At 41.7% G+C, this 25,381-nt stretch carries 14 protein-coding genes and 1 pseudogene; 14 read left to right on the forward strand and 1 reads right to left on the reverse strand.

The window, feature by feature from the left end; translation table 11 throughout:
• Nucleotides 1-73: 73 nt before the first annotated feature.
• The 8 genes from AB5170_RS01335 to AB5170_RS01370 all read left to right on the forward strand — a co-directional run bounded on the left by AB5170_RS01335 (nucleotide 74) and on the right by AB5170_RS01370 (nucleotide 13,814).
• Nucleotides 74-2,569 carry a glycoside hydrolase family 2 TIM barrel-domain containing protein gene (locus AB5170_RS01335; protein WP_202030756.1) on the forward strand — a complete coding sequence of 832 codons (2,496 nt, stop codon included), beginning with the start codon at nucleotides 74-76 and terminating at the stop codon, nucleotides 2,567-2,569.
• 182 nt (nucleotides 2,570-2,751) lie between these two features.
• Nucleotides 2,752-5,880, forward strand: coding sequence for a glycoside hydrolase family 3 C-terminal domain-containing protein (locus AB5170_RS01340; RefSeq protein ID WP_173770715.1), 3,129 nt, complete (start codon nucleotides 2,752-2,754; stop codon nucleotides 5,878-5,880).
• 1 nt (nucleotide 5,881) lies between these two features.
• Nucleotides 5,882-6,304 (forward strand): hypothetical protein, encoded by a 423-nt coding sequence (locus tag AB5170_RS01345; protein WP_118577567.1) that lies wholly within the window; start codon nucleotides 5,882-5,884, stop codon nucleotides 6,302-6,304.
• A gap of 107 nt (nucleotides 6,305-6,411) precedes the next feature.
• Entirely contained in the window at nucleotides 6,412-7,122 is a 711-nt protein-coding gene (locus AB5170_RS01350) for a LytTR family DNA-binding domain-containing protein (protein ID WP_118577566.1), read from the forward strand.
• Nucleotide 7,123: 1 nt separating this feature from the next.
• A complete protein-coding gene (locus AB5170_RS01355) occupies nucleotides 7,124-8,404 on the forward strand; it encodes an ATP-binding protein (RefSeq protein WP_173715762.1) in 1,281 nt (426 codons plus the stop codon).
• Nucleotides 8,405-8,978: 574 nt separating this feature from the next.
• Nucleotides 8,979-12,083 carry a glycoside hydrolase family 3 C-terminal domain-containing protein gene (locus AB5170_RS01360; protein ID WP_173770714.1) on the forward strand — a complete coding sequence of 1,035 codons (3,105 nt, stop codon included), beginning with the start codon at nucleotides 8,979-8,981 and terminating at the stop codon, nucleotides 12,081-12,083.
• 12 nt (nucleotides 12,084-12,095) lie between these two features.
• Nucleotides 12,096-12,494 carry a hypothetical protein gene (locus AB5170_RS01365; RefSeq protein ID WP_173770713.1) on the forward strand — a complete coding sequence of 133 codons (399 nt, stop codon included), beginning with the start codon at nucleotides 12,096-12,098 and terminating at the stop codon, nucleotides 12,492-12,494.
• Between the two features lie 201 nt (nucleotides 12,495-12,695).
• Nucleotides 12,696-13,814, forward strand: coding sequence for a hypothetical protein (locus tag AB5170_RS01370; protein WP_173770712.1), 1,119 nt, complete (start codon nucleotides 12,696-12,698; stop codon nucleotides 13,812-13,814).
• Between the two features lie 76 nt (nucleotides 13,815-13,890).
• On the opposite strand, the gene AB5170_RS01375 is transcribed toward AB5170_RS01370, so the two are convergent.
• A complete protein-coding gene (locus AB5170_RS01375; RefSeq protein ID WP_173770711.1) occupies nucleotides 13,891-14,916 on the reverse strand; it encodes a LacI family DNA-binding transcriptional regulator in 1,026 nt (341 codons plus the stop codon).
• Between the two features lie 251 nt (nucleotides 14,917-15,167).
• Between AB5170_RS01375 and AB5170_RS01380 the strand changes: the two are divergent.
• From AB5170_RS01380 to AB5170_RS01405, 6 genes and pseudogenes are all read left to right on the forward strand, one after another.
• Nucleotides 15,168-16,106: pseudogene (locus AB5170_RS01380) on the forward strand (ABC transporter permease).
• Nucleotides 16,107-16,118: 12 nt separating this feature from the next.
• Nucleotides 16,119-17,012 (forward strand): carbohydrate ABC transporter permease, encoded by an 894-nt coding sequence (locus tag AB5170_RS01385; protein WP_173770710.1) that lies wholly within the window; start codon nucleotides 16,119-16,121, stop codon nucleotides 17,010-17,012.
• 21 nt (nucleotides 17,013-17,033) lie between these two features.
• Entirely contained in the window at nucleotides 17,034-18,713 is a 1,680-nt protein-coding gene (locus AB5170_RS01390) for an ABC transporter substrate-binding protein (RefSeq protein WP_173770709.1), read from the forward strand.
• A gap of 45 nt (nucleotides 18,714-18,758) precedes the next feature.
• Nucleotides 18,759-20,243, forward strand: coding sequence for a glycoside hydrolase family 32 protein (locus AB5170_RS01395; protein WP_173770708.1), 1,485 nt, complete (start codon nucleotides 18,759-18,761; stop codon nucleotides 20,241-20,243).
• A gap of 108 nt (nucleotides 20,244-20,351) precedes the next feature.
• Nucleotides 20,352-21,305 (forward strand): carbohydrate kinase, encoded by a 954-nt coding sequence (locus AB5170_RS01400; protein ID WP_173770707.1) that lies wholly within the window; start codon nucleotides 20,352-20,354, stop codon nucleotides 21,303-21,305.
• Between the two features lie 280 nt (nucleotides 21,306-21,585).
• Nucleotides 21,586-25,167: a family 78 glycoside hydrolase catalytic domain gene (locus tag AB5170_RS01405; protein ID WP_173770706.1), complete on the forward strand. Its 3,582-nt coding sequence runs from the start codon at nucleotides 21,586-21,588 to the stop codon at nucleotides 25,165-25,167.
• The last annotated feature ends 214 nt before the right edge of the window (nucleotides 25,168-25,381 follow it).

The raw sequence follows: 25,381 nt of genomic DNA on the forward strand, positions 1-25,381 counted from the left end.
GTAAGTAGCGAAGCGGACCTGGAATATCCGCTTGACATTAAAAGAAAATTATAGAAAATTTCAGGAGGAAATCATGAAGCAGTCATTTAACGAAAACTGGATTTGCTACAAAACAGGAGATAAAGAAAATGCATTTGCAGTAACTCTTCCGCATGATGCCATGCAGCTGGATGAGAGAAGCGAGACAAGTGCCGGCGGTGTGAATACAGGATGGTATGAGGCACAGGATTACACTTACGAGAAAACATTTATCCTTCCAGAGAAAGCGAAAGACGAGAAAGTGATCCTGGAATTTGAGGGCGTTTACCGTAAGGCAACTGTATATCTCAACGGCGAAAAAGTTGCATATCATTCTTATGGCTATCTTGGTTTCTATGTAGATGCAACAAAATATGTAAAATTCGGGGAAGAAAATGTGATCCGGGTGGAAGTGATCAATCACGATCAGCCTAATAGCCGCTGGTATTCCGGTACCGGAATTTACCGTCCGGTGTGGCTGTATATCGTGCCGAAGAAACATTTAAGATTTGACAGCGTGAAGATCACTACACTGGATTATAAGGAGCCGAAAATCCGCGTGGAGGCATGGCCGAATGCTGCCGGTGAGGTGAAAGTGGAAATTATGGAGAAACAGATTGTTACCAGAAAAGCTGTGGCTGGCGAAAGTGCAGACCAGACAGACGAGACCATAGAGCAGTGTATTGACGAAAATGCAGTACAACCAACCGTTCAAAATTCTGACAAAGCATCAGATAAGATCATCGCCTTGGAAATTCTCCAGGCAGATGGTAAATTTTCTAGAGAAATTGCTCTTCCGGGAGCAAACCTTTGGAGTCCGGAAGCACCGAATCTTTACACCTGTCGCGTAACCTTCGGCGAGGATATTCAGGAAGAAACCTTTGGAATCCGTGTAGTAAGCTGTACTCCGGAAGAGGGCTTCTGTATCAATGGAAAACGTGTCCTGTTAAAAGGTGGCTGTATCCATCACGATAACGGCCTTCTTGGTGCCTGTGCGTATGAATTTGCAGAACGCCGTAAAATCCGCATCCTTCTGGACGCTGGCTATAATGCAATCCGTTCTGCACATAACCCATGCTCCAAAGCACTTCTTCGCGCCTGTGACGAGATGGGAATGCTTGTAATGGACGAATATATTGATGGCTGGTATATCCATAAAACAAAGTATGACTATGCAGATGAGATTCTGGAAAATTACAGAAAAGACTTAAAAGATATGGTGGATAAGGACTATAATCATCCATCTGTGATCATGTATTCTACAGGAAATGAAGTGTCTGAGACTGCGCAGAAAAAGGGAATTGCCCTTACAAAATCCCTTACAGACAGACTTCATGAGCTGGATTCCACTCGCCCTGTAAGCTGCGGAATCAACATCTTCTTTAACTTCTTAAGCTCTATGGGATTTGGTGTTTACAGCGATAAAAAAGCAGATGAAGCTGCTGAGAATGCCAAGAAGAAAAAGGCTGTGGGAAGTGAATTTTATAACACGGTAGCCGGAATTTTTGGTGCCGGATTTATGAAAACAGGAGCAACTCTTTATCCATGTGATGTGAAAACAAGGGATGCATATGCCAATATGGATGTAGCAGGATATAACTATGGAATCAAGCGTTACCGTCATGACTTAAAGAAGTATTCCAAGCGAATTATTCTTGGAAGTGAAACCTTCTGTGCAGATGCTTACAGATTTATGCAGGAAGCAAAACGTGATAAGCGTATCATTGGTGACTTCGTCTGGGCAGCTCAGGATTATCTGGGTGAGGTTGGAATCGGCGCATGGGAATATAAGGATTATGCACCTCGTTTTGATGGCGGCTGTGGCTGGGTAAGTGCCGGTTCAGGCCGAATTGATCTCACAGGAAAGCCTCTTGGTGAGATGGCATATACCAGAGTTGCCTTTGAACTGGAGGATCTGGCAATTGCAGTTATGCCGGTTGATCACACAAAGGATGCCCATTCTCCTTCTGCATGGAAAATGACAAATGCAATGGAAAGCTGGTCATGGAATGGCTGTGATGGGAATGCAGCAAAAGTGGAAGTTTACACTCGTGCAGATCATGTGAAGTTGTATATAAACGGCAAGTGTGTAGGCACTAAGAAGCCGAAAAATGACTGCAAGGTATTCTTTGATACAACCTATCAGAATGGAGAAATCAAGGCTGTTGCCTATGATGCAAATGACAATATAATTGAAGAGAAAACCTTGACAACCGCGGGAAAAGAAACAATCCTCCAGGCAGAACCAGAGCTTACCTGTGTGAATGCAGACACCGATCTTTGCTACGTAAGAATGCGCTACACAGACGAAAACGGCCAGACAAAACCGTTGGCAAGAGGCAGAATCAAGCTTGCTGTAAAAGGTGGCGAGCTTCTGGCATTTGGAAGTGCCTGCCCATACTATCCGGAAAGCTACCAGAGCAATGAGACAGATACTTATTATGGAGAAGCACTGGCGATTATCCGTCCACAGGCTGGAGCTGGTAAAGTAGTTGTGAAAGCTGAATCTGAGCTTGGAAATGCAGAGACAGAGATTGAAATATTAGATTGATTTAAATTTCATATGCTTACCAGTTTTGCCAGAAACGGTTCCAAATTTGCCGAATTTTTCACAAATCCCATTCCTTTTGCTATAGTAAATCCAGCGGTTCAAACAGAACTGAAAGGACAGAGTAACTATCTGAAAAGTATGTGTTTATCTGTCAAAGGAAATTTACTAGGAGGAAAGGAAATATGAAAAAGCATACCGGGAAAATCTGGCGTGGTTTGGCAACAACTACAGCCTCACTTCTCACAATCACACTGGGCGGAAGCTCAATTGCAAATGCAAGAGTGGATTTCATTAATGCGACACTTGGAACCTCAAGCTACAAAATCGAGCAGGGAGATTCTGACTCTGATGGCATTTATTATGAATCTGAATTTGACAATGTAGAGGATCTGGTAAAGGCTAAAGAACAGCTGGCTGCTGAAATTTCTTCAGAAGGTTCCGTTTTATTCAAAAATACAGATCAGACTCTTCCACTTGACAAATCCAAAGAAGCTGTTACCCTCTGGGGCTTAAACAGCCATCTTCCGGGAACCGGCGGATTAATTGGTTCCTCTGTTGTGGCTGATTCAGAGGATGGTCAGATCGCTTATGGTATTGAAGAAGCTATGGATGAAAGAGGCTTCACAGTAAATGAAACCATGAAAGGCTTTTATGCAAGTGAAACCTGCGCGCCATATTACAGAAAAGCTTCTTTCTTTGGAAATGAAGTTCCGGGCCATAGCCTTGTACCTGCTTTTTCCGCTTCTTATAATGAAGCAGATACATATACAGTAGGTGAGGCACCTGCTGAACTTTACACAGATGATATTCTGGAATCTGCTAAGGATACAACAGCAATTGTTGTTCTTTCCCGAGACAGTTCAGAGGCGTCTGACTACAGCACAAATATGAAGGATCCTAATGGGGACAGCTTCGACACCCCGATGTCTATCTCAGCTTACGAAAAAGAGATGATCCAGCTTGCAAAGGAAAATAGCAATGGCAAGGTGATCGTTTTGATCAATTCTGACGTTCCTATGGAAATCCAGGAACTGAAGGATGATCCGGAGATTGGAGCAATTCTTTGGACTGGACTTCCGGGAATGAATGGATTCCTTGGAGTATGTGATGTACTTTCTGGCGATGTGAATCCATCCGGTCATATTTCTGATACTTATGCCACAAGTTCTGTTTCTGCTCCGGCAATGACCAACTTTGGCCTTTATACTTATACTAATGCTTCCAATGCAGAATCTGGTGCAGAACTTACAGAAGCAGACAAGGGTGACTGGTATGTAGTAGAAACAGAAGGTATCTATATTGGTTATAAATATTATGAAACCCGTTACGAGGATACTGTTCTGGATCAGGGAAATGCAACCACCACAGAAGGCTCTTCTACTGGCAAAGCATGGAACTATGTAGATGAAGTAACTTATCCGTTTGGATATGGTTTATCTTATACAACCTTTACTCAGGAGCTGGAAAGTGTAGATGTAATATCTGGGGAAAAGGGACTTGCAAAAGTGAAGGTAACCAATACCGGTGACGTTGCCGGAAAAGATGTTGTCCAGCTTTATGTACAGACACCATATATAGAGGGCGGACTGGAGAAAGCTTCTATTCAGCTTCTTGATTTTGGAAAAACAGAGGTTCTTGAGCCTGGCGAATCACAGACTCTGGAAATTGAGTTCGCTCCGGAATATATGGCAAGTTATGATGAAAAAGCTGTAAAAGAAGATGGAACAGAGGGCGCATGGGTGCTGGATTCCGGTGATTATTATTTCACAATCGGAAACGGTGCGCATGAAGCATTAAACAATGTCTTGGCGGTAAAAACAGATTCCACAGACGATCTGATCACAATTACAGACGATGAAACAATTGAGCCGGAAAATGTAGTGACAGTTTCTCTTGGTGAAGATAAAGAGACTTATTCTGAAAACGTAGAGAATGCATTCCAGGATTGCGATATTAACAATCTGATCCCGGATACTGCTGAATACACTACACGTTCTGACTGGAGCAAGGGCTGGAAAGAAGTGGAAAGCATTACTCCAATAGAGGAAATGATGAAAGGTCTTACAAACTCCGCTTATGAGCTTACTGAGAACAATGACGAAGAAGTTGTCTGGGGAGCTGACAACGGATTAAGCACCGTTGATTTCCTCCAGTTTAATGAGGATGGAACTTTCGCAGGTGCACTTACTCTGTCTGATGAAAAATGGGATCAGCTTATGGATCAGCTGACTTTGGAAGAGGCTGCCAACTTTATTGAAAAAGCAGGAGATAAAAACTTTGAGAAGCTGGATTCTATTTTCCTGCCAGAAGCAATCTGGTATGACGGACCGATCGGTTACAGCTACGACCAGATTGCAGGATATGCAACCCGCTGGAATGAATCCAACTCTTCCGAGCCGACTTATGTTTCTTCAGACAACGAATATGCTTCCTACTCTATGAGCTCCATGCCTACAGAACCTGTAGTTGCAGCAACATTCAATAAAGAACTTGTAGAGAGAGAAGGCGAGCTCTTTGGTGAAGACGGATTGTGGTCCAATGCCAACTCCATTGCAGCACCTGGTCTTAACATTCACCGTGCACCTTACTGCTCCAGAAATCATGAATATTATTCAGAAGATGCCATGCTTACCAACCTGTTGGGACAGGCTGTCTGCAAAGGCGGAAAATCCAAAGGTCTTATGATGATGCCGAAACACTATATCATGAATCATCAGGAGTTAAACCGTTCCGGTGTTTCCACATTTTTCACAGAGCAGGCTGCAAGGGAAAATGAACTCCGTGCATTCCAGGGAGCTATGGAAAATAACTATGCGCAGGGAATCATGACAGGCTTCAACCGTCTTGGAACTGTATATTCAGGAGCTTCCGAAGCTTCACAGGTGCAGGTTGCACGTAACGAGTGGGGATTTGAAGGCTGGATCGTAACAGATATGATCAACGGTGCTGATTACATGAACTGGAGAGATATTGTATTTGGCGGCGGTGGCGGATGTCTTACAACTTCCGCATATGAAAGCGCTAATATTGGTTCCATGACTTCAACTGAGAACCTAAAGCTGATTGCAAAGGACTCTGCTTTCCAGAAAAAGATGAAAGAAACAATTAAATATTTCGTATATAATACAGTTGCAAGTAATGATATGAATACAATTACAACCTCCACTAAATATATTCACGTTCTTACATGGTGGCAGATTGCCTTTATGGCAGCAGAGGTGGTATTTGGACTTCTGACACTTTTGTTTGCAGTTATGTACCTTCGAAATTCACTTCGCAAAAAGACAGTTTACGTGAAGGAGGACAAGTAATATGGGATATCTGAAAAATAAAACATTTGGTTTTTACTTAAGTTTTGTGGCTGCAATCCTTGCGCTGATCGGCTTTGTAATGTACCGCCAGGCAGGACATACAGAAGCTTATATTGAGGTTCTGCTGCTTGTAACAGTGGTTCTGCAGATTCTTGCGATGATCGTTTTGAAGGTGGCACCTGATTTTAAGTGGACAAGCCTTCTGCTTACTGCAAATGCAATTCTGACTGCAGCAGCACTTGTTAACAGTTTTTATACACAAGTTGATTTTATTGGATATGTGGTATCAGGACTTTATGAGTTTGCAACCATAAAAAAATTCATAATTTCAGCCGTACTTATGGCACTTTCCATGATTGCATATATTGTTTCCTCTTATTCTGGATTTCAGAAATGTACTTGTAAGGATGAGACAAAAGCTTGATTTATCTGCTGTAAAATATGGCACAAATTAATATTTACATGGTATAATGAAAAAGCCGGAATGCCCAAAAGGACTCCGGCTTTTGCCGTATACCATGGAGGATAACTATGATTACCATTGCTATTGTGGAAGATGATAAGAAAAGTGCAAAAATTCTTCAAGACTATATATTACGCTATTCAGAAGAAAAACAGGAACCGTTAGCTGTAGAATGCTTTGAAAACGGATTAAATTTTATCAGCGATTATAAAGCCAGCTGCGACATTGCTCTTATGGATATTGAAATGCCTCATATGAATGGTCTTGACACCGCCAGAAAACTGCGGGAATTTGATAGCCAGATTCCTCTTATTTTTATTACCAATATGGCGCAATATGCCATTAACGGATATGAAGTGCAGGCTCTTGATTTTATGGTAAAGCCTATTGAATATTTCAACTTTTCGCTGAAACTGGACAAAGCGATCCGAATCTGTAAAAAGCTTCATGGTTATCAGATATATGTTCCTTCTGAACAGGGAACTGTTAAAATTGATATTGCAGATCTGATTTATATTGAAAGTGCAAAGCATTATCTTTATCTTCATACTTCGAAAGAGACCTTTCGCCTGCGAAGCACAATGGGAGATTTTATAGCACAGCTTCCGACAGGTCGCTTCTCCTGTTGCAGTAAATCCTTTTGTGTAAATCTGGAATGGATTTCCCGCTATCAGGGAAACAGCGTGTTTGTAAATGGAAAGGAATTATCGATTTCCCGTTCTTATAAAAAAACTTTTATAGATCAAATGACAATGTACATTAACCGGGGAGGAAACTGACGTGGCAATTTATGAAATATTAGCTTCATCTACAAGTGAAATACAGGGAATTACCTGTTTTATCATCCAGCTTTTTATAGCGGAAGCTATGTTCTTTTTCCATCTAAAAAAAAGGAAACGCTTCTGGTTACGCCTGCTTGTAGGGGGAACTGCCTGTCTGCTTTTGGGAGTTACCCTTCCAATTATAATTGGTCAATATATAAGCGGAATTCGAACCTTTATTGTGCTTGTTTTTATGCAGCTTTACATGTGGTTTTGCTTCAGGCGTTCTTTTTTGGATATTTTATTTTGTACAATTGGAGCTTTTACTGTACAGAATCTTGGAAGCAATATTCAGGTGCTGATTTGTATCGTGACCAAAACTTCTTTCAAGATGCTTTCCACGGAAATGGTCATTGGATTTACCATTGTATATATTATTTGCTATCTTACCTGTGCAGCAAAAATAAAAAATTTTCCGAATATCAGCCAGAACAGAGTCCGTGTACTTTGGGTAGCCATTATTTCCTTATGTGTCTGCTGGCTCCTTCAAAGCTGGCTGATCAGTGAAAAGCTGGATATGGTTATGGCGTGCCGTGTTCCATTTGTATTCTGCTGTATTTTATCTCTTTTTATGCAGTTTGGGCTTCTGGAACAGTCCCGGCTCAATGAAGAAAATCTGGCTCTTGAGCAGTTAATAAAGGAAAATGCAAAACAGTATGAGTTGTCAAAGAAAACAGTTGAAATCATTAACATGAAATGTCATGATCTTAAGCACCGGATTCTGGAATTGGAACAAGCCGGAAATGCAGATCATGGCCAGCTGGAAGAAATACGTAAAGCAGTAGATATTTATGACGGGCTTGCGAAAACAGGCTGCCAGCCATTGGATATTATTCTTTCAGAAAAGAATCTTCTTTGTGAAAAATATCAAATTAAGTTTTCATATATGATTGATGGAGAGAAGCTTACTGGTATTAAATCGGGAGATATCGCTGCCATATTTGGAAATGCTTTAGATAACGCTATTGAATGTGCAGCGGAGCTGCCAGTTGAAAAAAGAATTATCAGCCTCATCGGATATGCGAGACAAGATGTGATGGGGATTCATATTGAGAATTATTGCGAGGATGAACTGGAATTTCGTAATGGGCTTCCGGTGAGTACCAAAGGAGATGATAATTATCATGGCTTTGGCATGAAAAGTATTCAATATGTGGTGGAAAAATATGGCGGAAATCTTGTGGCGAATTTGGAAGAAAAGATTTTTAGTGTAGATATTATTTTTCCAGTTCTAGATTAGAGCCTTTTTCAGACACGCTCTAGAGCAAAGCTTATAGGAATTTATGAAAACAAAAATGTAGATATGACTGGATGAAGTTTTAACAGAATATAGGTTATTAGTAAAGAGCAGCTTTCGGGCTGCTCTTTAAATTTACAGGATCAATGAGCGAAAGTTCGTGCAATATGCTTATTGTGGATAATAATTGTAAAAAATGATACCGATTATGTTGCAAAAGTGACGGTTCATGCCAGTTATATTGTTATGCGGCTATAAAGAAGTATAATTTAAGCATCTGAAAGTGGCTAAAAGAGGATTAGGAATTATAGAACATGAACGGTCTCAAACCTGTCATTTTTGAATACGATTCTGTCATGATTGGACAACATTACCACTGGATTTTGTGCTATACTACCAAAAAACAAAACAGATTTTTGTGAAAATATACAAAAGTGGTTGCAATTTGCGTATGGAAATTGACAGTCTGCGCATGAAATGAACCGCGAACAGTAAAATCTGTTATAGTATCACCATAAGAGATAAGCTTAAGCGTCAGCACCGGAAGGGCGGCGTAAATGATAAAAGGAGGGAGCTTATGAGCAACAAGAAAAAGTCCACTGGCTTGTGGAGAGGACTTACATCAGTTTCAGCCAGTCTTCTTGCAGTAACTGTGGGCGCATCGGCTATCGTGGATACCAATGCGGCATTTATCAATGCACGTCTTGGAATTTCAAGCTACAAGATTGTAGACACAAGTAACGGAGAGAAAACAGATTCCACTTATTTCAAATCTGAGTTCTCAAGCCTTGATGAGGTAATCGCAGCAAAAGATGCTCTCGCAGCAGAGATCGCATCTGAAGGAACTGTATTATTCAAAAATGAAGATACAACCCTTCCACTTGATACTTCTTCTGACAAGGTCACCCTTTGGGGATTAAACTCTATTAATCCTACACTGGGTGGTATGATCGGATCTTCTGTTTCCATTGATGGGGAGGCAGGTCAGAAGCAGTATGACATTCAGACTGCACTGACAGAAAAAGGCTTTACATTAAATCAGGATATGCTGGATCTTTACAGCAGTGAAAAAGTAAATGGAACCTACGGAAGAAAGAATGGTCATTCTTTACAGCCATCTTTCGGAACTATGTATGAGAATCCGGCAGCTTACAATGTAGGTGAAGCACCGGAAAGCATTTACGATGAGGATGTTCTGAAATCAGCAGATGATACGGTTGCGTTGGTAGTAATCTCCCGTGATAGTTCTGAGGCATCTGATTACAATCCGAATATGACAAGTGCAAATGAGGAAGACAGCTATGAGCGCCCACTGGCACTTTCCGATAATGAAAAAGCTATGATCCAGCTTGCAAAAGAGCACAGTACAAAGGTTGTTGTTCTTCTGAATACAAACAATCCGGTTGAAATCGATGAGCTGAAAAATGATGATGAAATCGGTGCAATCCTGTGGGCTGGTGAGCCGGGAGCGAATGGATTCCTGGGTGTAGCAGATGTTATTTCCGGTGAGGTTAATCCATCCGGTCATATCGCTGATACTTATGCAGTAAACTCCACATCTGCTCCGGCAATGGTAAACTACGGTGTATATCTTTATACAAACAATTCCCAGGCTGGTTCCGATGCAGAGCTTACAGAAACAAACAAAGCAGACTGGTATCTGGTAGAATCAGAAGGAATTTACACAGGTTATAAATACTATGAGACAAGATACGAGGACGAAGTTCTCGGACAGGGTAATGCAGATACAGCAGAAGGTGCTACAAGCGGTAATGCATGGGACTATGCAGCAGAAGTTTCCTATCCATTTGGCTATGGACTTTCCTATACTACCTTCGAGCAGAAGCTTGAATCTGTAGATGTACAGGTTGGTGGAATTGCAAAAGCAAAGGTAAATGTAACAAATACCGGTGATGTTGCTGGTAAATCTGTTGTTCAGCTTTATGTACAGGCTCCTTATACAGAAGGTGGTCTTGAGAAATCTGCAATCCAGCTGATCGGTTATGGTAAGACAGCAGTTCTCGAGCCAGGTGCTTCCGAAGAGGTTACAGTCGAGTTTGATCCTCTTTACATGGCAAGCTACGATGAGGATGCTGTGAAGGAAAACGGTACACAGGGTGCATGGTCACTGGAGTCCGGTGATTATTACTTTGCAATCGGAAATGGTTCACATGAAGCATTGAATAACGTTCTTGCAAACAAAAATGGCAATGAAGACGGGCTTGTAAAAACTGCTGATACAGATGAGATCAATGCAGACAATGCAATCAAATGGAACCTTGCAGATACAGATATTGAAACCTATTCTGTTGGTGTGGAGAATCAGCTTCAGGATATGGATATCAACAATCTGATCGAGAATACCGTTGAGAATACAACAAGATCTGACTGGTCAAAGGGCTGGGAATCAATAGAATCCCTTACACCTACTGAGGCAATGATGGTTGGTCTTACCGATCAGCTGTATGAGCTTACAGAAAATGACGGCGATGGAAATGGTATTACCTGGGGTGCCGACAATGGTCTGAAACTGATCGATATGATGAAACTTGATGAAAATGGCAATTATACCGGAGCAGTTGATTTCGACGATCCTATGTGGGATCAGCTTATGAATCAGATCACTCTTGATGAGGCAATCCAGTTTATTGAAAAAGCGGGCGATGATTTCGAGAACATCGATTCCATCCAGCTTGCAAGAACATACGCAAACGATGGTCCTCTGGGATACACTGGTGACCAGGTTGGCGGTTACTTCGTAAGATGGTCCAAAGACCTTTCCGACGAAGACTATTACACAGAAGAAACAGACGACAAGGCTACCTACCGTATGGCAACAATGCCGACTGAGCCGATTGTTGCAGCAACCTTTAACAAAGAGCTTGTTGAAAGAGAGGGCGAGCTTCTCGGAGAAGACGGTCTGTGGGCAAATGAGAGCTCTCTGTTTGCACCAGGTATGAACCTTCACAGAACTGTTTACTGCGGACGTAACCATGAGTACTATTCAGAGGATTCTGTGCTTACTGCTTATATGGGAAATGCTCTTACAAGCGGACTGAAAAGCAAAGGTACCATGGCTGAGCCGAAGCATTTCGCATTTAATCATCAGGAAGCGAACCGTTCCGGTGTATCTACATTTATGACAGAGCAGGCAGCCCGTGAGAACGAGCTTCGCGGTTTCATGATGTGTATGAGCAGCAATAATGCACAGGGTGTTATGACTGCATTCAACCGTGCGGGAACTTCTTTCGTAGGTGCCTACAAGAATCTTCTTGAAGGCATTGCAAGAAACGAGTGGGGTTACCAGGGATGGTTTGTAACTGATATGATCAACGGTGCAGACTACATGAACTGGAGAGATGTAACAGCAGCAGGGGGCGGTGGAACACTGACAACTTCTGCATATGATACTTCTGAAATCGGAGCTATGGCAAATTCCAAAAAGGAAATTGAGAAGGATGTTAGCTTCCAGCAGATGATGAAGAAGAATATCAAGTATTATCTGTATCAGCTGGTACAGAGTAATGCGATGAATGGAATCAGTTCTACAACTGAGATCCAGACTGTAAGAACATGGTATCAGAATGCACTGACAGGCGCAGAGGCAGCACTTGCAGTACTTACGATCCTGTTCCTGATCATGACGATCCTGAAAACTGTTAAATCCAAAAAAGAAGCGTAATCGGAGGTGCGGATGATGAATAAGAATAAAAAATCAATCGGACTGTATCTGACGCTTGTAGCAGGCATTATTGCTATCGTAGAGGCTGTTTACTACGGTAAAGTAATGTATACATTCCAGCCGGTATATTATTTCCTGGCAGCAGCAATCGTCCTTGCGGTACTTTCCTTTGTACTGGTTGGTTTCAATAAAGTGATTACTGGTTTTATTCCGGTTGTAAATGCGGCATTAATGGCAAGCGCAGCAGTATGGAGCGCTTCCGTAATGGTAAACCAGATTGGATATGTAATTTCCGGATTGGACGGAATGGATACAATTATGAGCTTTATTATTTTCTGCAGTCTGGCAGTAGTTGGCATGATCATCAATATCGTAGCTTCTTTCCTGCCGGTAGCTAAAGAAGCAGAATAAGAAATATCTGGAAATATATGTTTTGCTACAGTCACTGGGAACAGGCGTGATACGACCTGTTTCCAGGATGAAAAGTATAAGAACACGACAATTTAGCCGTGGGAAAAAGCAAAATAACAGATATATCCGGCATGATATATCTGTTATACCTGAGAAGTTAACTGCACGGTGTGCAGTTACAATAGAAAAGGAGCAAAAATCATGAAGAAAAAAGTTTTAGCACTTGTACTTGCTGCATCTATGGCAGCATCCATGGCAACAACCGTTTCTGTATTCGCAGAGGCAGCTACTGCAACTGAGGCAGACCTTCCAGCAGAAGCACAGTTCGAGCCAAACAAAGACTACGACAAATACACAGTAGTAGAGTACACAATCGAGGATATCCAGGCTGATCTTGTTTGCACAGTATCTGCAAAAGAAGACAACAGTGAGTTCTATCTTGAGTGTAACTTCTACGGCGACGACCAGATGACAAGAACTACTTATGATGGAAAAGAGTTCAAAGTAGAAGAGGATAAGACAGGCTTCATGAAGGGTGATACACCTGCAATCCTTGAGAAAGCAATCGAGCAGAATGTATGGGTACCAATGGATGGAGCAGCAGCTTCTGACGACGCAAAAGCTGATGATGCTAAAGAAATCAAAGGCGTAACAGAGGATAAGCTTCCTGCAGAGCCAATGTTTGAGGCAAACAAAGACTATGACAAATGGACAGTAGTAGAGTATACTATCGAAGACATTCAGGCAGATCTTGTATGCACTGTATCTGCAAAAGAAGATAACAGCGAATTCTATCTTGAGTGCAACTTCTACGGTGACGATCAGATGACAAAGACAAAATATGATGGAAAAGAGTATACAGTAGAAGAAGACAAAACAGGCTTTATGAAAGGTGATACACCGGCAATTCTTGACAAAGCAATTGAGCAGGATCTGTGGGTATACTTTGATAATGGCGCTGACGATGCAGACGCAGCAGCTGCAGATGATGCAGCAACAGACGGAGCAACAGCTACAGCAGCAGACCTTCCTGCAGAGCCACAGTTCGAGCCAAACAAAGATTATGATGAGTATACAGTAGTAGAGTACACCATCGAAGACATCCAGGCTGATCTTGTTTGCACCGTATCTACAAACAAAGATCATACAGAGTTCTATCTTGAGTGCAACTTCTATGGAGATGATCAGATGACAAAGACAACCTATGATGGAAAAGAGTACAAGGTAGAAGAAGATAAGACAGGTTTCATGAAGGGTGACACACCTGCAATCCTTGACAAAGCTCTTGAGCAGAATATCTGGGTTACAATTGAGAAATAATTGAAACTGCAAAAAAGGCACTTTCCCAATAGTGGGGAGGTGCCTTTTTTGAACGCAAATATACGATAGCAATAAGTTAACTGGTAGTATTCCGGCGAATCAGCACCGGAGTGATCTGTTTGTGAATTGGCTTTTCCAGTGGCTTAGGCGCTCGCTTTTTTTGCTCTTCCATCTGCTGCACCAGAAGCTCCATGGCAGTCTGTGCAATAACGTCAATTTGCTGACCGACAGTTGTGATCGGAAGGATTGATTCACTGGCAATTGGAGAATTATCAAAACCTATAATTTCGTAAGTAGGTGGTAATTTACCATATTTCTGGAAAATTAAATTGAGAAACATATTGGCATAGGTATCATTTGCGAGAAAGATACCTTTTTTTTGATTCGGATACTTTTCTTCAATTCTTGTAAAGATACGTCTTATCACATTTAAAATCTCTTGATAAGAATTGCCGCTTACGCTTAGATCAATGTCATAAGGAACCTGATATTCTTTACATGTTTCCTCAAATGCACGTATACGATCATAAGCCGGGACTGTTTTTTCAACATTGACATTGATATGAATCAATATATCACATTTATCACGAATTAACAGGGAGGTAGCCTGAAGGGAACCCATATAATTGTCAGTGGTAATGCTGCTGATATATTCTGCCTCTCGCTCAATGGCAATGATAGGAATCTGATAGGAAGCCAGTTTTTTGGATGACAGTGTATGGCTTAAAACAATAAGCCCCTCAATCTGATAGGAAAGAAGCTCTTCAATATACTGTTGTTCCTCTTCGGCACCGTGTTCACTGGAAAAAACAAGAAATTTGTAATGGTAGTTACTATAGCTTGAAAGAAGCTGTGTCAGCATTTCAGAGTAGTAATGCAAGTAGAGATTTGGAATAATGATTCCGATAAATTCACTCTTACCATTTGCCAGAACTTTTGCAAGTTTATTTTTTTTATAGCCAAGGGTATCAAGGGCCTGTGAAATCTTTTCCTGATTTTCAAGCGTAAGAGAATCGGGATGATTGAAATACCGTGATATTGTAGTTTTTGAAAAATGAGTATATTCTGCAATATCTGCAAATGTCACCTGTTTTTTTGCCATAAAAATTTAATCTCCTTATAAATAAATGAGAATAATATTTGGGAATCTTTTAAACTGGGATTATATTATTTTTTTAGTATAGCAATTATTTAAAAAAAAGGCAATGCTAAAATAACCGATTACGTAACCGGTTATTTTAGCTTGAAAAAGTGTTGACATATGAACTTGGATGTAGTAACATCGAGTCATAAAGTAACCGGTTACTTAACCGGTTCCGAGAACGAAAAGGGAAAGGAATGGAGGAGAAGTGCATGAAAAGAATGCAGAACCAAACAATGCCCGTGAAAAAGCAAACGTGGAGAGATAAGGCTACATATGTGAAGAAAAACTGGCAGTTATATCTTTTTTTCTTAATGCCAGGACTTTTACTGACAATCATTTTTAAGTATCTTCCTATGGGGGGACTTCTGATTGCGTTTTAGGATTACAACGTAATCAAGGGAGTGCTTGGAAGTCCATGGGTTGGACTTGAATATTTCAGGCGGTTTTTATCTTCACCGGATTTTATGAACTACCTGTTGAATACGTTAAAACTGAGTATTTATGGACTGTTGTGGGGCTTTCCGGTTCCGATCATTCTGGCATTGCTTTTAAATCGTATCCGCAGAACCGGAGTTAAGAAGAAAGTACAGCTTCTGGTCTATATGCCGAACTTTATATCTGTAATTGTACTTTGTGGTATGGTACGAATGCTGCTTTCTCCGGTTGGACCTCTGAATAAGCTTTTAGGAATTAGTACAAACTGGATGACAATGCCATCTGCTTTCCGCACCATTTACATAGCAAGTGGAATCTGGCAGACAGCAGGCTGGGCCTCTATTATGTACACGGCTGCTTTATCCAATGCAAGCAAAGAACTGGAAGAAGCAGCTATTATGGATGGAGCAAATCTTCTGCAGCAGATCTGGTATGTGGAGCTTCCTGCAATCAAGAATATTATTGTAATTCAGTTTATTCTGCAAGCTGGAAATATTATGAGTATTGGATTTGAGAAAGCCTATGCATTACAGACAGATATGAACCTGCCGGCATCAGAAATTTTATCAACATATGTATACCGTATTGGTCTTTTGAACGGCGATTATGGTTATTCGACAGCTGTTGGTCTGTTTAATTCAGTAGTAAATGTAATTCTGTTAGTTTTTGTAAACTGGGTGGTAAAGAAGCTGAACGACGGAGAAGGATTATAGGAGGAAGCGAAGATGGAGAAAATAAAGAAAAAATATTCGAAGACAGACTGTCTGATCCTTGGAAGTGGATTCCTGATTCTTGGACTGTTTGTACTTTCTATTGCAATTCCAATCGTGTATGTAGTGCTGGCCTCTTTTATGGATCCTACAGTTTTGAATAATCAGGGGCTGAGTTTTCATATTAAGGACTGGACTTTGGATGCATATCGCAGAGTATTGGAAAATGAGATGATCTGGCGTGGATTTTTGAATTCTTTTCTGTACTCACTTGCATTTACAGCTATTTCTGTTTTTGTAACATTACTGGCAGCATATCCATTGTCAAAAAAGGAATTTGTGGGAAGAAAATTTTTTAATCTTATTTTTTTGATCACAATGTTCTTTGGTGGTGGAATGATCCCGACTTTTATTCTGATCAATCAGCTGCATATGGTAAATACAGTCTGGGCAGTTTTAATTCCCGGAGCATTTAATGTCTGGAATATGATTCTTGCAAGAACATACTACCAGTCAATTCCGGCAGAATTAAGAGAAGCTTCCGCAATTGACGGAGCAAATGAAATTCAGCATTTTTTCCAAATTATGATGCCGGTATGTAAGCCTATTATTGCAGTACTTGCACTGTGGTCATTTGTAGGAATGTGGAATAGTTATTTTGATGCAATGATCTACCTGAATGATGCCAATCTCCAGCCGCTGCAGCTGGTACTTCGTTCAATTCTGGTGCAGAACACTCCACAGCCAGGAATGATTGCAGATATCCAAAGTACAGCAGAGATGGCAAAGGTTGCGGAGCAGCTGAAATATGCTACGATTGTAGTATCAAGTTTACCGCTTTTGGTAATGTACCCATTCTTCCAGAAGTATTTTGATCAGGGAATTATGGTCGGATCAGTAAAAGGCTGATAAGAAAGGAACGATACAGATATGAAGAAAAACAGAGTAAAAGGTTTACTTGCACTTGGGCTTTCTTTGACGATGATGATAAGTATGGCTGGGTGTGGAAAAGAGCAGATGCTTGATGCCGAGATTAATCCTGACACACCAGTATCTGATGTACAGTTTCCATTGAAAGAAACCGCGGAACTTTCCTTTATTACAAGTGCACCGGCTACCTCAACACAGGATCCGAATAAAAGGGTGATTTTTCAGAGACTGGAAGAACAGACAAATGTTCATATTGATTGGACCTGTTTTGTATCAGATCAGTTTTCCGATAAAAAGAATCTGGCATTGGCTCAGTTTGGAAATCTGCCGGATGGTCTGTTTAATGCAGGTATGAGTGATTATGACCTGCTGCGTTATGCCAAGCAGGGAATTATTATTCCATTGGAAAATCTGATTGACAAATATATGCCGAATCTTCAGGCTGTGTTTGAAAAATACCCAGAGTACAGGACTATGTGTACAGCACCGGATGGACATATCTATTCTTTCCCGTGGATTGAACAGCTTGGTGCAGGAAAAGAAGCAATTCAGGCGATTGGAGATATTCCATATATTAATAAAAAATGGCTTGACTACCTTGGACTTGAGATTCCTACAACAACAGACGAACTGGAACAGGTACTGATTCAGTTCCGCGATCATGCAGAAGAACTGGAGAAAGAATTTTCCATTGAAGGTGATGTAATTCCAATGTCCTTTATTATCAATAACGGAGATCAGGATCCGGCGATTTTAATAAACGGATTTGGAGAGGGTTACGGAGACACAGGAGATCATTTCGCGGTAACAGATGAAGGAAAAGTAATTTATACAACTGTTCAGGAAGGCTACAAGGAAGGAATTGAATGGCTTCATAAACTGGTGACAGAAGATCTTGTAGATCCGGAAGCCTTTACACAGGAGTGGTCTACTTATGTTGCAAAAGGAAAGAATCACCGTTACGGACTCTGCTTCACATGGGATATTGCGAATATAGATAACAATACAGATTATGTGATGCTTCCGGCACTGACCGGGCCGGATGGCATGAGAAATATTACCAGACAGAACAACAGTGAAACCAGTGGATTTGACCGTGGAAGATGTGTTCTTACATCCAGCTGTCGTAATACAGCACTTGCTGCTGCATGGATTGATCAGATGTATGCACCCCTCCAGTCTCCGCAGAATAACTGGGGTACTTATGGCGAAGAGGATTCCTTTAACATTTTTGAACTGTCTACAAACAAAGACGGCGGCGAAATGTTAAAACATATGGATCTGGGAGAGCAGTCTCCAGTGGAAGTGCGTGAGGCGCAATCTGTAAATGGCCCTCTGGCCGTGCTGAATGAATATTATGATGTATATGTGACACAGCCGGAAGATGCGAAATGGCGTCTGGATAATATGCACGAGACATATTTACAGGATATGAACAGCAAATATGTTTATCCGAATGTATTTATGAGTATTGATGATACAAACAAAGTATCACAGTATGATACCGATATTAAAAAATATGCAGAACAGAAGAAAGCTGACTGGATCCTGAACGGAGGAATTGAAGAAGAATGGGATTCCTACCTGGAAAAGATGGAGAAGTACGGGCTTTCAGATTATCTTTCAATTAAGCAGAAATATTTTGATCAGTATCAGGAATCCTTAAGCGTGGAAAAGTAACAAAAGATGTAAGAATTGAACAACGACTTTGACAGGAGATTTTTCATGAGCGAAATGTTAGAAAAGGCAAGAAAATATGAATTTACACAGGGACAGCAGATTAAAGCGGAAGACAGACCGGCTTTTCATATAACTCCTTATGTTGGATGGATGAATGATCCCAATGGATTTTCCTGCTATAAGGGAGAATACCATTTGTTTTATCAGTACAATCCATATAACACACATTGGGACAGCATGCACTGGGGGCATGTGGTAAGTAAGGATCTGCTGCATTGGGACTATCTCCCGGCAGCATTGGCACCAGACCAGGATTACGATAAAGTGGGCTGCTTTTCCGGAAGTGCCATAGAGCTGGAGGACGGCAGACAGCTGCTTATGTATACTGCTGTGGACCGGGAAATACTGGAGGACGGAACCGCAAGGGATGTTCAGACACAGGCGGTGGCTGTGGGAGATGGAAAGGATTACGTGAAGTATGACAAAAATCCGGTCCTGACCTTTAAAGATCTGCCGGAAGGTGCAAGCAAAGTAGATTTCCGTGACCCAAAAATCTGGAAAGAAAAAGACGGAAACTTTTATTGTGTTATAGGAAGTCGTCCTGCTGATGGAAGCGGACAAATTCTTCTTTACAGAAGTAAAAATGGTTTTGAATGGGAATTTGTAAGTACTTTGGCAGAGAATAAAAACCGCTATGGAAAGATGTGGGAATGTCCGGATTTCTTTGAACTGGACGGCAAATATGTGCTTCTGACAAGCCCACAGGACATGATTCCGGAAGGAATGGAATATCATAATGGAAATGGAACATTATGTATCATAGGAGATCTGGATTCTGAGACACATACTTTGAAGGAACAGTCTTATCAGAGTGTGGATTATGGAATTGACTGTTATGCAATGCAGACATTGCTTGCTCCAGATGGAAGAAGAATTATGATTGCCTGGATGCAGAACTGGGATACTCTTGCTTATCGCAGGAATGATTCTAAATGGTTTGCACAAATGAGCCTTCCAAGAGAGTTGTCAGTGAAAAACGGAAGATTGTATCAGGTTCCGGTCAGAGAACTGGATTCCATGCGTGCAAATAAAGTCGAGTACAGGGATGTTGTGATTAAAGACACCAGAATCACACTTGACCAGATTGAAGGACGTACCGTAGATCTGGAGCTTGTAATACGACCGGTAGATAAAGATAAGCTTTATAAAAAATTCGAACTCTGTTTTGCAGAGAATGAAAAATATCATTCCACTTTACGATTCCGTCCAGATGAATCAGTTTTGAAAATCGACAGAAGCTTCTCCGGAAGCGAACGTGCAGTGGTTCATCAGAGAGAATGTCTGGTAAATGGTGACTGTAATGAATTGAAATTACGAGTAATTCTGGACAGATTCAGCGCGGAAATATTTATCAATGACGGAGAACAGGTTATGTCTGCTGTTATTCTTACAGAGCAGGATGCAAAGGGAATTTCTTTTGCTGTGAATGGTGCTGCCAGAATCGATGTAGTGAAATATGATCTGGCATAAAAGTCGTATAAGGCGGTTATGAATAGGTATTGTTTACAGCAGTGAGTTCAGTTCATGGCGTTGCGTCTGACTGGGCTGAATGCCAAATATATGAATCAGGAGATGCATATGAAAAAATATGATGTAACGGCACTGGGCGAATTATTGATTGATTTTACTGAGAATGGAAAAAGCAGTCAGGGAAATCCGCTTTTTGAAGCGAACCCGGGAGGGGCACCTTGTAATGTACTTGCAATGCTGGCGAAGCTGGGACATAAGACAGCATTTATCGGGAAAGTGGGAAACGATTTCTTCGGAGAACAGCTGAGAACTGCAATAAAAGAAGCTGGAATTGATGACACTGGATTATGTACAGACGAAAAGATCCATACAACCCTTGCTATGGTACATACATATCCCGATGGAGACAGGGATTTCTCTTTTTACCGTAATCCAGGAGCGGATATGATGCTGAACAAAGCAGAGATTCGCGAAGATATTCTCAAAGATACGAAAATTTTTCATTTTGGCACATTGTCTATGACTCATGAAGGAGTGCGGGAGGCAACCAAGGCGGCAATTCATATTGCAGAGGAAGCTGGTGCCGTTATTTCCTTTGATCCCAATTTACGCCCACCGCTCTGGGAATCTCTGGATGAGGCGAGAGAGCAGGTATTATATGGTCTTGGACATTGCCAGATTTTAAAGATTTCAGATAATGAAATTCAGTGGCTGACAGGGGAAGAGGATTATACTGCTGGTGTAAACTGGATCCTGGAAAGATATCAGATTCCGCTGATCCTTGTGTCTATGGGCAAAGAAGGAAGCCGTGCTTATTATAATGAAATGATGGTGGAAGTAAAGCCGTTTTTACAGGAGAATACCATCGAGACAACCGGAGCAGGAGATACCTTCTGCGGCTGTGTATTGCACTATGTCTGTGAACATGGAATTAATGGACTAAAAGAGGAAAATCTGGCTGAAATGTTAACATTTGCCAATGCAGCTGCCTCAATTATCACAACAAGAAAAGGCGCACTGAGAGTAATGCCGGAAGAAAAAGAAATAAAGCTATTAATATAAAATATTCAAAAGAATAGGAATACAATAAAGGGACTTCTTTGGAGGTTCCTTTATTGTAGTAGAAAATAGTTTAAATTTCATTTGACGTATAAATATGCACACTTTACGACGAAAACGATTATTTTACTGTGAAAATGGTACAATGCAAAATAAGCAAGGTAAGAAAAAATAGTTAAAATAACGGACATCACAAAATATGAAAGCCATCTGATCTGCATCAATGACACTGATTAGATGTTGTCCGGGATTTTCACAGAAAAATCGAGGAGGAGAAAAATTCATGAGTATGAAACAAGTGCTTGCCGCATTCATGGGCGTGACACTCCTGGTTGGCAATGGACCGGTAAGTGTGTTCGCTGAAGAAGCGGCAGTTGAGGCAGCAGCGGAACCTGCAATTGTAAATCTGGAAACCCAGGGACGCACAAACCCAATTGGCGTTGACGAGACCAACCCTGCTTTTTCCTGGCAGATGCAGTCTGGTGAGATTGGGGCAGCTCAGAAATCTTATCAGATTGTTGTGCAGGATAAAGAGGGAAGCGTGGTCTGGGATTCCGGTGTGGTCGAGAGCAGCCAGTCAAATGAGATCAAATATGAGGGAAGCAGCCTGACTCCGGCTACTCAGTACAGCTGGAAAGTGACTGTGACCGATAACAAGGATAATTCCATTCAGTCTGAGACTGCAACCTTTGAGACTGGTTTGATGGATACAAGTTCAGCATCCTGGGGTGGAGCCAAATGGATCGGTGCAGGAGAGCTTTCTCTGGATGCAGCATCTAAAGCAGTTTTTAATATTTCCGCAGATGTTCAGGTGGCAGAGGGCAGTAACGGGGCATCCTTTATTCTTGGCGCAGATGATTTCCGTTTGGAGAACAAAGTGTTCAACAGCGAAATGCAGAAGGGCGAAAACTATGTCCGCGTAGAACTGGATCTTTCCGGTGTTGGCGCGAACGGTGGTGCGAAGATTAACGCTTACCGCATGGGCTATGCAAAAGACGATGATCCTACAACTCCATTTTTCACAATTGAAGATGATGAAGATCTGAATACTTTGATTACAGAGAAGAACAAAAACGATGTTCACCACATTAATATTTTCTGTACTGCAAGTACACTTTCCATCACAGTTGACGGAACCAAGGTGGGAGATGACATTCTGGTAAACACCATGGAAAACGGAAACACTTTTCCGAACTTAAATTCTGTAGGTTTTGCAGCAAATACAGGTGACAGCGCCACATTCACAGATTATAAGATCGAAAACGGCGGAAAATATGCAACCGGAACTCTTCTGGATGCAGAGACAGGTGCAACTTATTCCATTTTTGATGGAATGGATGGTGTAACTGTAGATGGAAATACAATTACTGTAAATGGAGGTAACGCAGGAGTTCTTGGATATGCAGATCCTTCCTACGCAGCAGCACCGATGGTTCGTACAGATTTCGAAGCAAAATCAGAGATAGAGTCTGCAAGACTTTACCTGACTGCACAGGGTATCTACGATTTCTATATCAACGGACAGGAAGTTGCGCCGGAAGAATGGTTTAACCCAGGCTCCACAGAGTATGATTCCATTCTTGCGTACAATTCCTATGACGTAACCGATTACCTTCAGACTGGCGAAAACGCAATGGGAGCAATCCTGGGTGAAGGTTGGTGGACTGGTATGACTACCTTCGAGTGCACAAACAACAACTACTATGGAGACCAGCCTGCACTGATGGCAAAACTGGTAGTGAACTATACAGACGGCTCCAGTGACACAGTAGTAACCGATGACGGCAGCTGGACTTATTATAACGATGGCCCGGTACGTCTGGCCTCTCTTTTCCAGGGAGAAAGATATGATGCGACAAAAGAGGCTGCTGTAGAGGGCTGGACAGAGGCTGGATATGATGACTCTGCATGGACTGCTTCCTCTGAAATCGAGACAAGAAAACAGTTTGCAGATTATCAGCTGGTTTCCCGCTATGATGAGCCGGTTCATTTAATCCGTACTAACGATGTAAAAGAGGCTCTTGGCGAAACAAAAGAGGGATCTGGTTCTTACATTTACGATATGGGCGAAAATGTTTCCGGTGTTCCGGTAATCACAATTCCAGAAGAATACGCAAAGCCAGGCGAGACAGTAACCGTTCGTTTCGCAGAGATCCTTTACCCGGAACTGGAGGAGTACACCAGTGAAGGTGTTGACGGAATGCTGATGGTGGAGAATTATCGTACTGCAATGGTAACGGATTTCTATACCATGAAAGAGGGAGAGAATGTATTTGCACCAGACCTTACTTTCCACGGATATCGTTACATTGAGATCACAGGTCTGGATCAGGAGCTTCCGGCAGACTGCATTAAAATGCAGGTACTTTCTTCACTGGACGCAAGTGCTGAATATGAGTCCTCTAATGAGCTGACCAACCAGCTGTTTACGAACATTACAAACTCAACAACCAGTAACTACATTTCCATTCCAACAGACTGCCCGCAGCGTGACGAGCGTATGGGATGGACTGGAGATGCGCAGATTTATGCACTGTCTGGCTCTTATGTAGCTGATACATACAATTTCATGCGCCAGTGGATGGATACTGTCCGTGCAGATTGCGGTGAAACAGGAATGTCTTCCCAGTATTGTCCGGCATTTGTGAATTATGATCTGGAAGCTGATGACAAAATCCAGCATAACGGACAGAGCTTCGGTATTACCTGGAACTGTCTGGTTGTAACCATTCCGTACAACCTGTATATGCAGACCGGAAAACTGGACATTGTAAAAGATAACATTGATAATATTTATGCGTATGTGGATCATCTTGCCTCTACTCCAATGAGTTATAAGAATGGAAATGGAGATAAGAAGGAGGATGCACGTCTGACAGGTGAGACTGGTACACTTTGTGACCACCTTTCCAGAATCCCGACTGACGGTGTGATGCTTGGAAATGTGCTTTATATTAACTGTCTGGATCAGGCAGCAGTTCTTGCGGATGTTATGGGCGATACAGATAAGGCAGAAAGCTATCGTGAGACAGCTGCAACTGCAAGAGAAGCATGGAATGAGTTTTTCATTGATCCGGACACTGGAAAAACAAAGAACACTAAGGGCGAGATTCAAGATACACAGGCTTCTTATGCAACTCCTCTTCGTTTCCATGTGGTAAGTGATGAGAATCTGGAAAAAGTTCTGGAGAATTATAACGCAACAATCGCAGAGGCTTCCGGTGAGGACAGTGATGGAATGCCGATTGTTCCTTACACTTTGACAACTGGATTTAATGCAACTGGAAACCTGTTAAATGCACTTTCCGATTATGGCTTAAATGATACTGCTTACAAGCTGTTTGAGTCCACAGACTATGCTTCCTGGCTCTATCCGGTAACACAGGGTGCAACCAGTATCTGGGAGCGTTGGAACGGTTATACAAATGAGCTTGGATTTAACGGAAACAACAGCATGAACTCCTTTAACCATTATTCACTTGGTGCAGTTTACGAGTGGATGGTAGCTTACCAGCTTGGAATCAAGTCTGACGAGACACAGCCTGGCTATCAGCACTTTATCCTTCAGCCCACTGTAGGTGGTGACTTCACAGAGGCAAAGGGAAGCTATGATTCTGTTTATGGAACCATTAAGAGCGGCTGGACAGCAGCTGACGGTGTGATGACATCCTATGATGTGACCGTTCCGGCAAATACCTCCGCAACCTTATACCTGCCAGTATCTGGTGAGGTCACTGCATGCGACGGCGTAACTGTGACAGGTGCGGCAACACATAATGCGGTTGAGACACAGCAGATGGAGCTGGTAGCTGGAACTTACCACTTCGAAGTAACAGACGGAAATGTGACAGTGACAGCTGCATAATGAGTTATGTTGGAATACTCGCTGCCAGAGTAGTTTATAGAGAATCATAGATAAAATCCTTCACTTTATTATGATTGAATTATAAAAAGGTCAGTACTGACGGAGTATTTTTCCTGAAATCAGGAAAGAGAGCTTCGTGGTACTGGCCTTTTTGCTACTGAGTATTCAATTTCAGTCGCGTGAGAAAAATGTGGTGTGGCAGATTGCAGAAAAC

The sequence above is a fragment of the Ruminococcus sp. RTP21484sp1_RTP21281st1_A8_RTP21281_210402 genome (assembly GCF_040914025.1).
GTDB classification, from domain to species: domain Bacteria; phylum Bacillota; class Clostridia; order Lachnospirales; family Lachnospiraceae; genus Blautia_A; species Blautia_A faecis.

Bases quoted from the DNA above. Each gene is read 5' to 3' on its own strand.
- AB5170_RS01335 (WP_202030756.1), top strand. From the start codon at position 74: ATGAAGCAGTCATTTAACGAAAACTGGATTTGCTACAAAACAGGAGAT.
- AB5170_RS01340 (WP_173770715.1), top strand. From the start codon at position 2,752: ATGAAAAAGCATACCGGGAAAATCTGGCGTGGTTTGGCAACAACTACA.
- AB5170_RS01345 (WP_118577567.1), top strand. From the start codon at position 5,882: ATGGGATATCTGAAAAATAAAACATTTGGTTTTTACTTAAGTTTTGTG.
- AB5170_RS01350 (WP_118577566.1), top strand. From the start codon at position 6,412: ATGATTACCATTGCTATTGTGGAAGATGATAAGAAAAGTGCAAAAATT.
- AB5170_RS01360 (WP_173770714.1), top strand. From the start codon at position 8,979: ATGAGCAACAAGAAAAAGTCCACTGGCTTGTGGAGAGGACTTACATCA.
- AB5170_RS01365 (WP_173770713.1), top strand. From the start codon at position 12,096: ATGATGAATAAGAATAAAAAATCAATCGGACTGTATCTGACGCTTGTA.
- AB5170_RS01370 (WP_173770712.1), top strand. From the start codon at position 12,696: ATGAAGAAAAAAGTTTTAGCACTTGTACTTGCTGCATCTATGGCAGCA.
- AB5170_RS01375 (WP_173770711.1), bottom strand. From the start codon at position 14,916: ATGGCAAAAAAACAGGTGACATTTGCAGATATTGCAGAATATACTCAT.
- AB5170_RS01385 (WP_173770710.1), top strand. From the start codon at position 16,119: ATGGAGAAAATAAAGAAAAAATATTCGAAGACAGACTGTCTGATCCTT.
- AB5170_RS01390 (WP_173770709.1), top strand. From the start codon at position 17,034: ATGAAGAAAAACAGAGTAAAAGGTTTACTTGCACTTGGGCTTTCTTTG.
- AB5170_RS01395 (WP_173770708.1), top strand. From the start codon at position 18,759: ATGAGCGAAATGTTAGAAAAGGCAAGAAAATATGAATTTACACAGGGA.
- AB5170_RS01400 (WP_173770707.1), top strand. From the start codon at position 20,352: ATGAAAAAATATGATGTAACGGCACTGGGCGAATTATTGATTGATTTT.
- AB5170_RS01405 (WP_173770706.1), top strand. From the start codon at position 21,586: ATGAGTATGAAACAAGTGCTTGCCGCATTCATGGGCGTGACACTCCTG.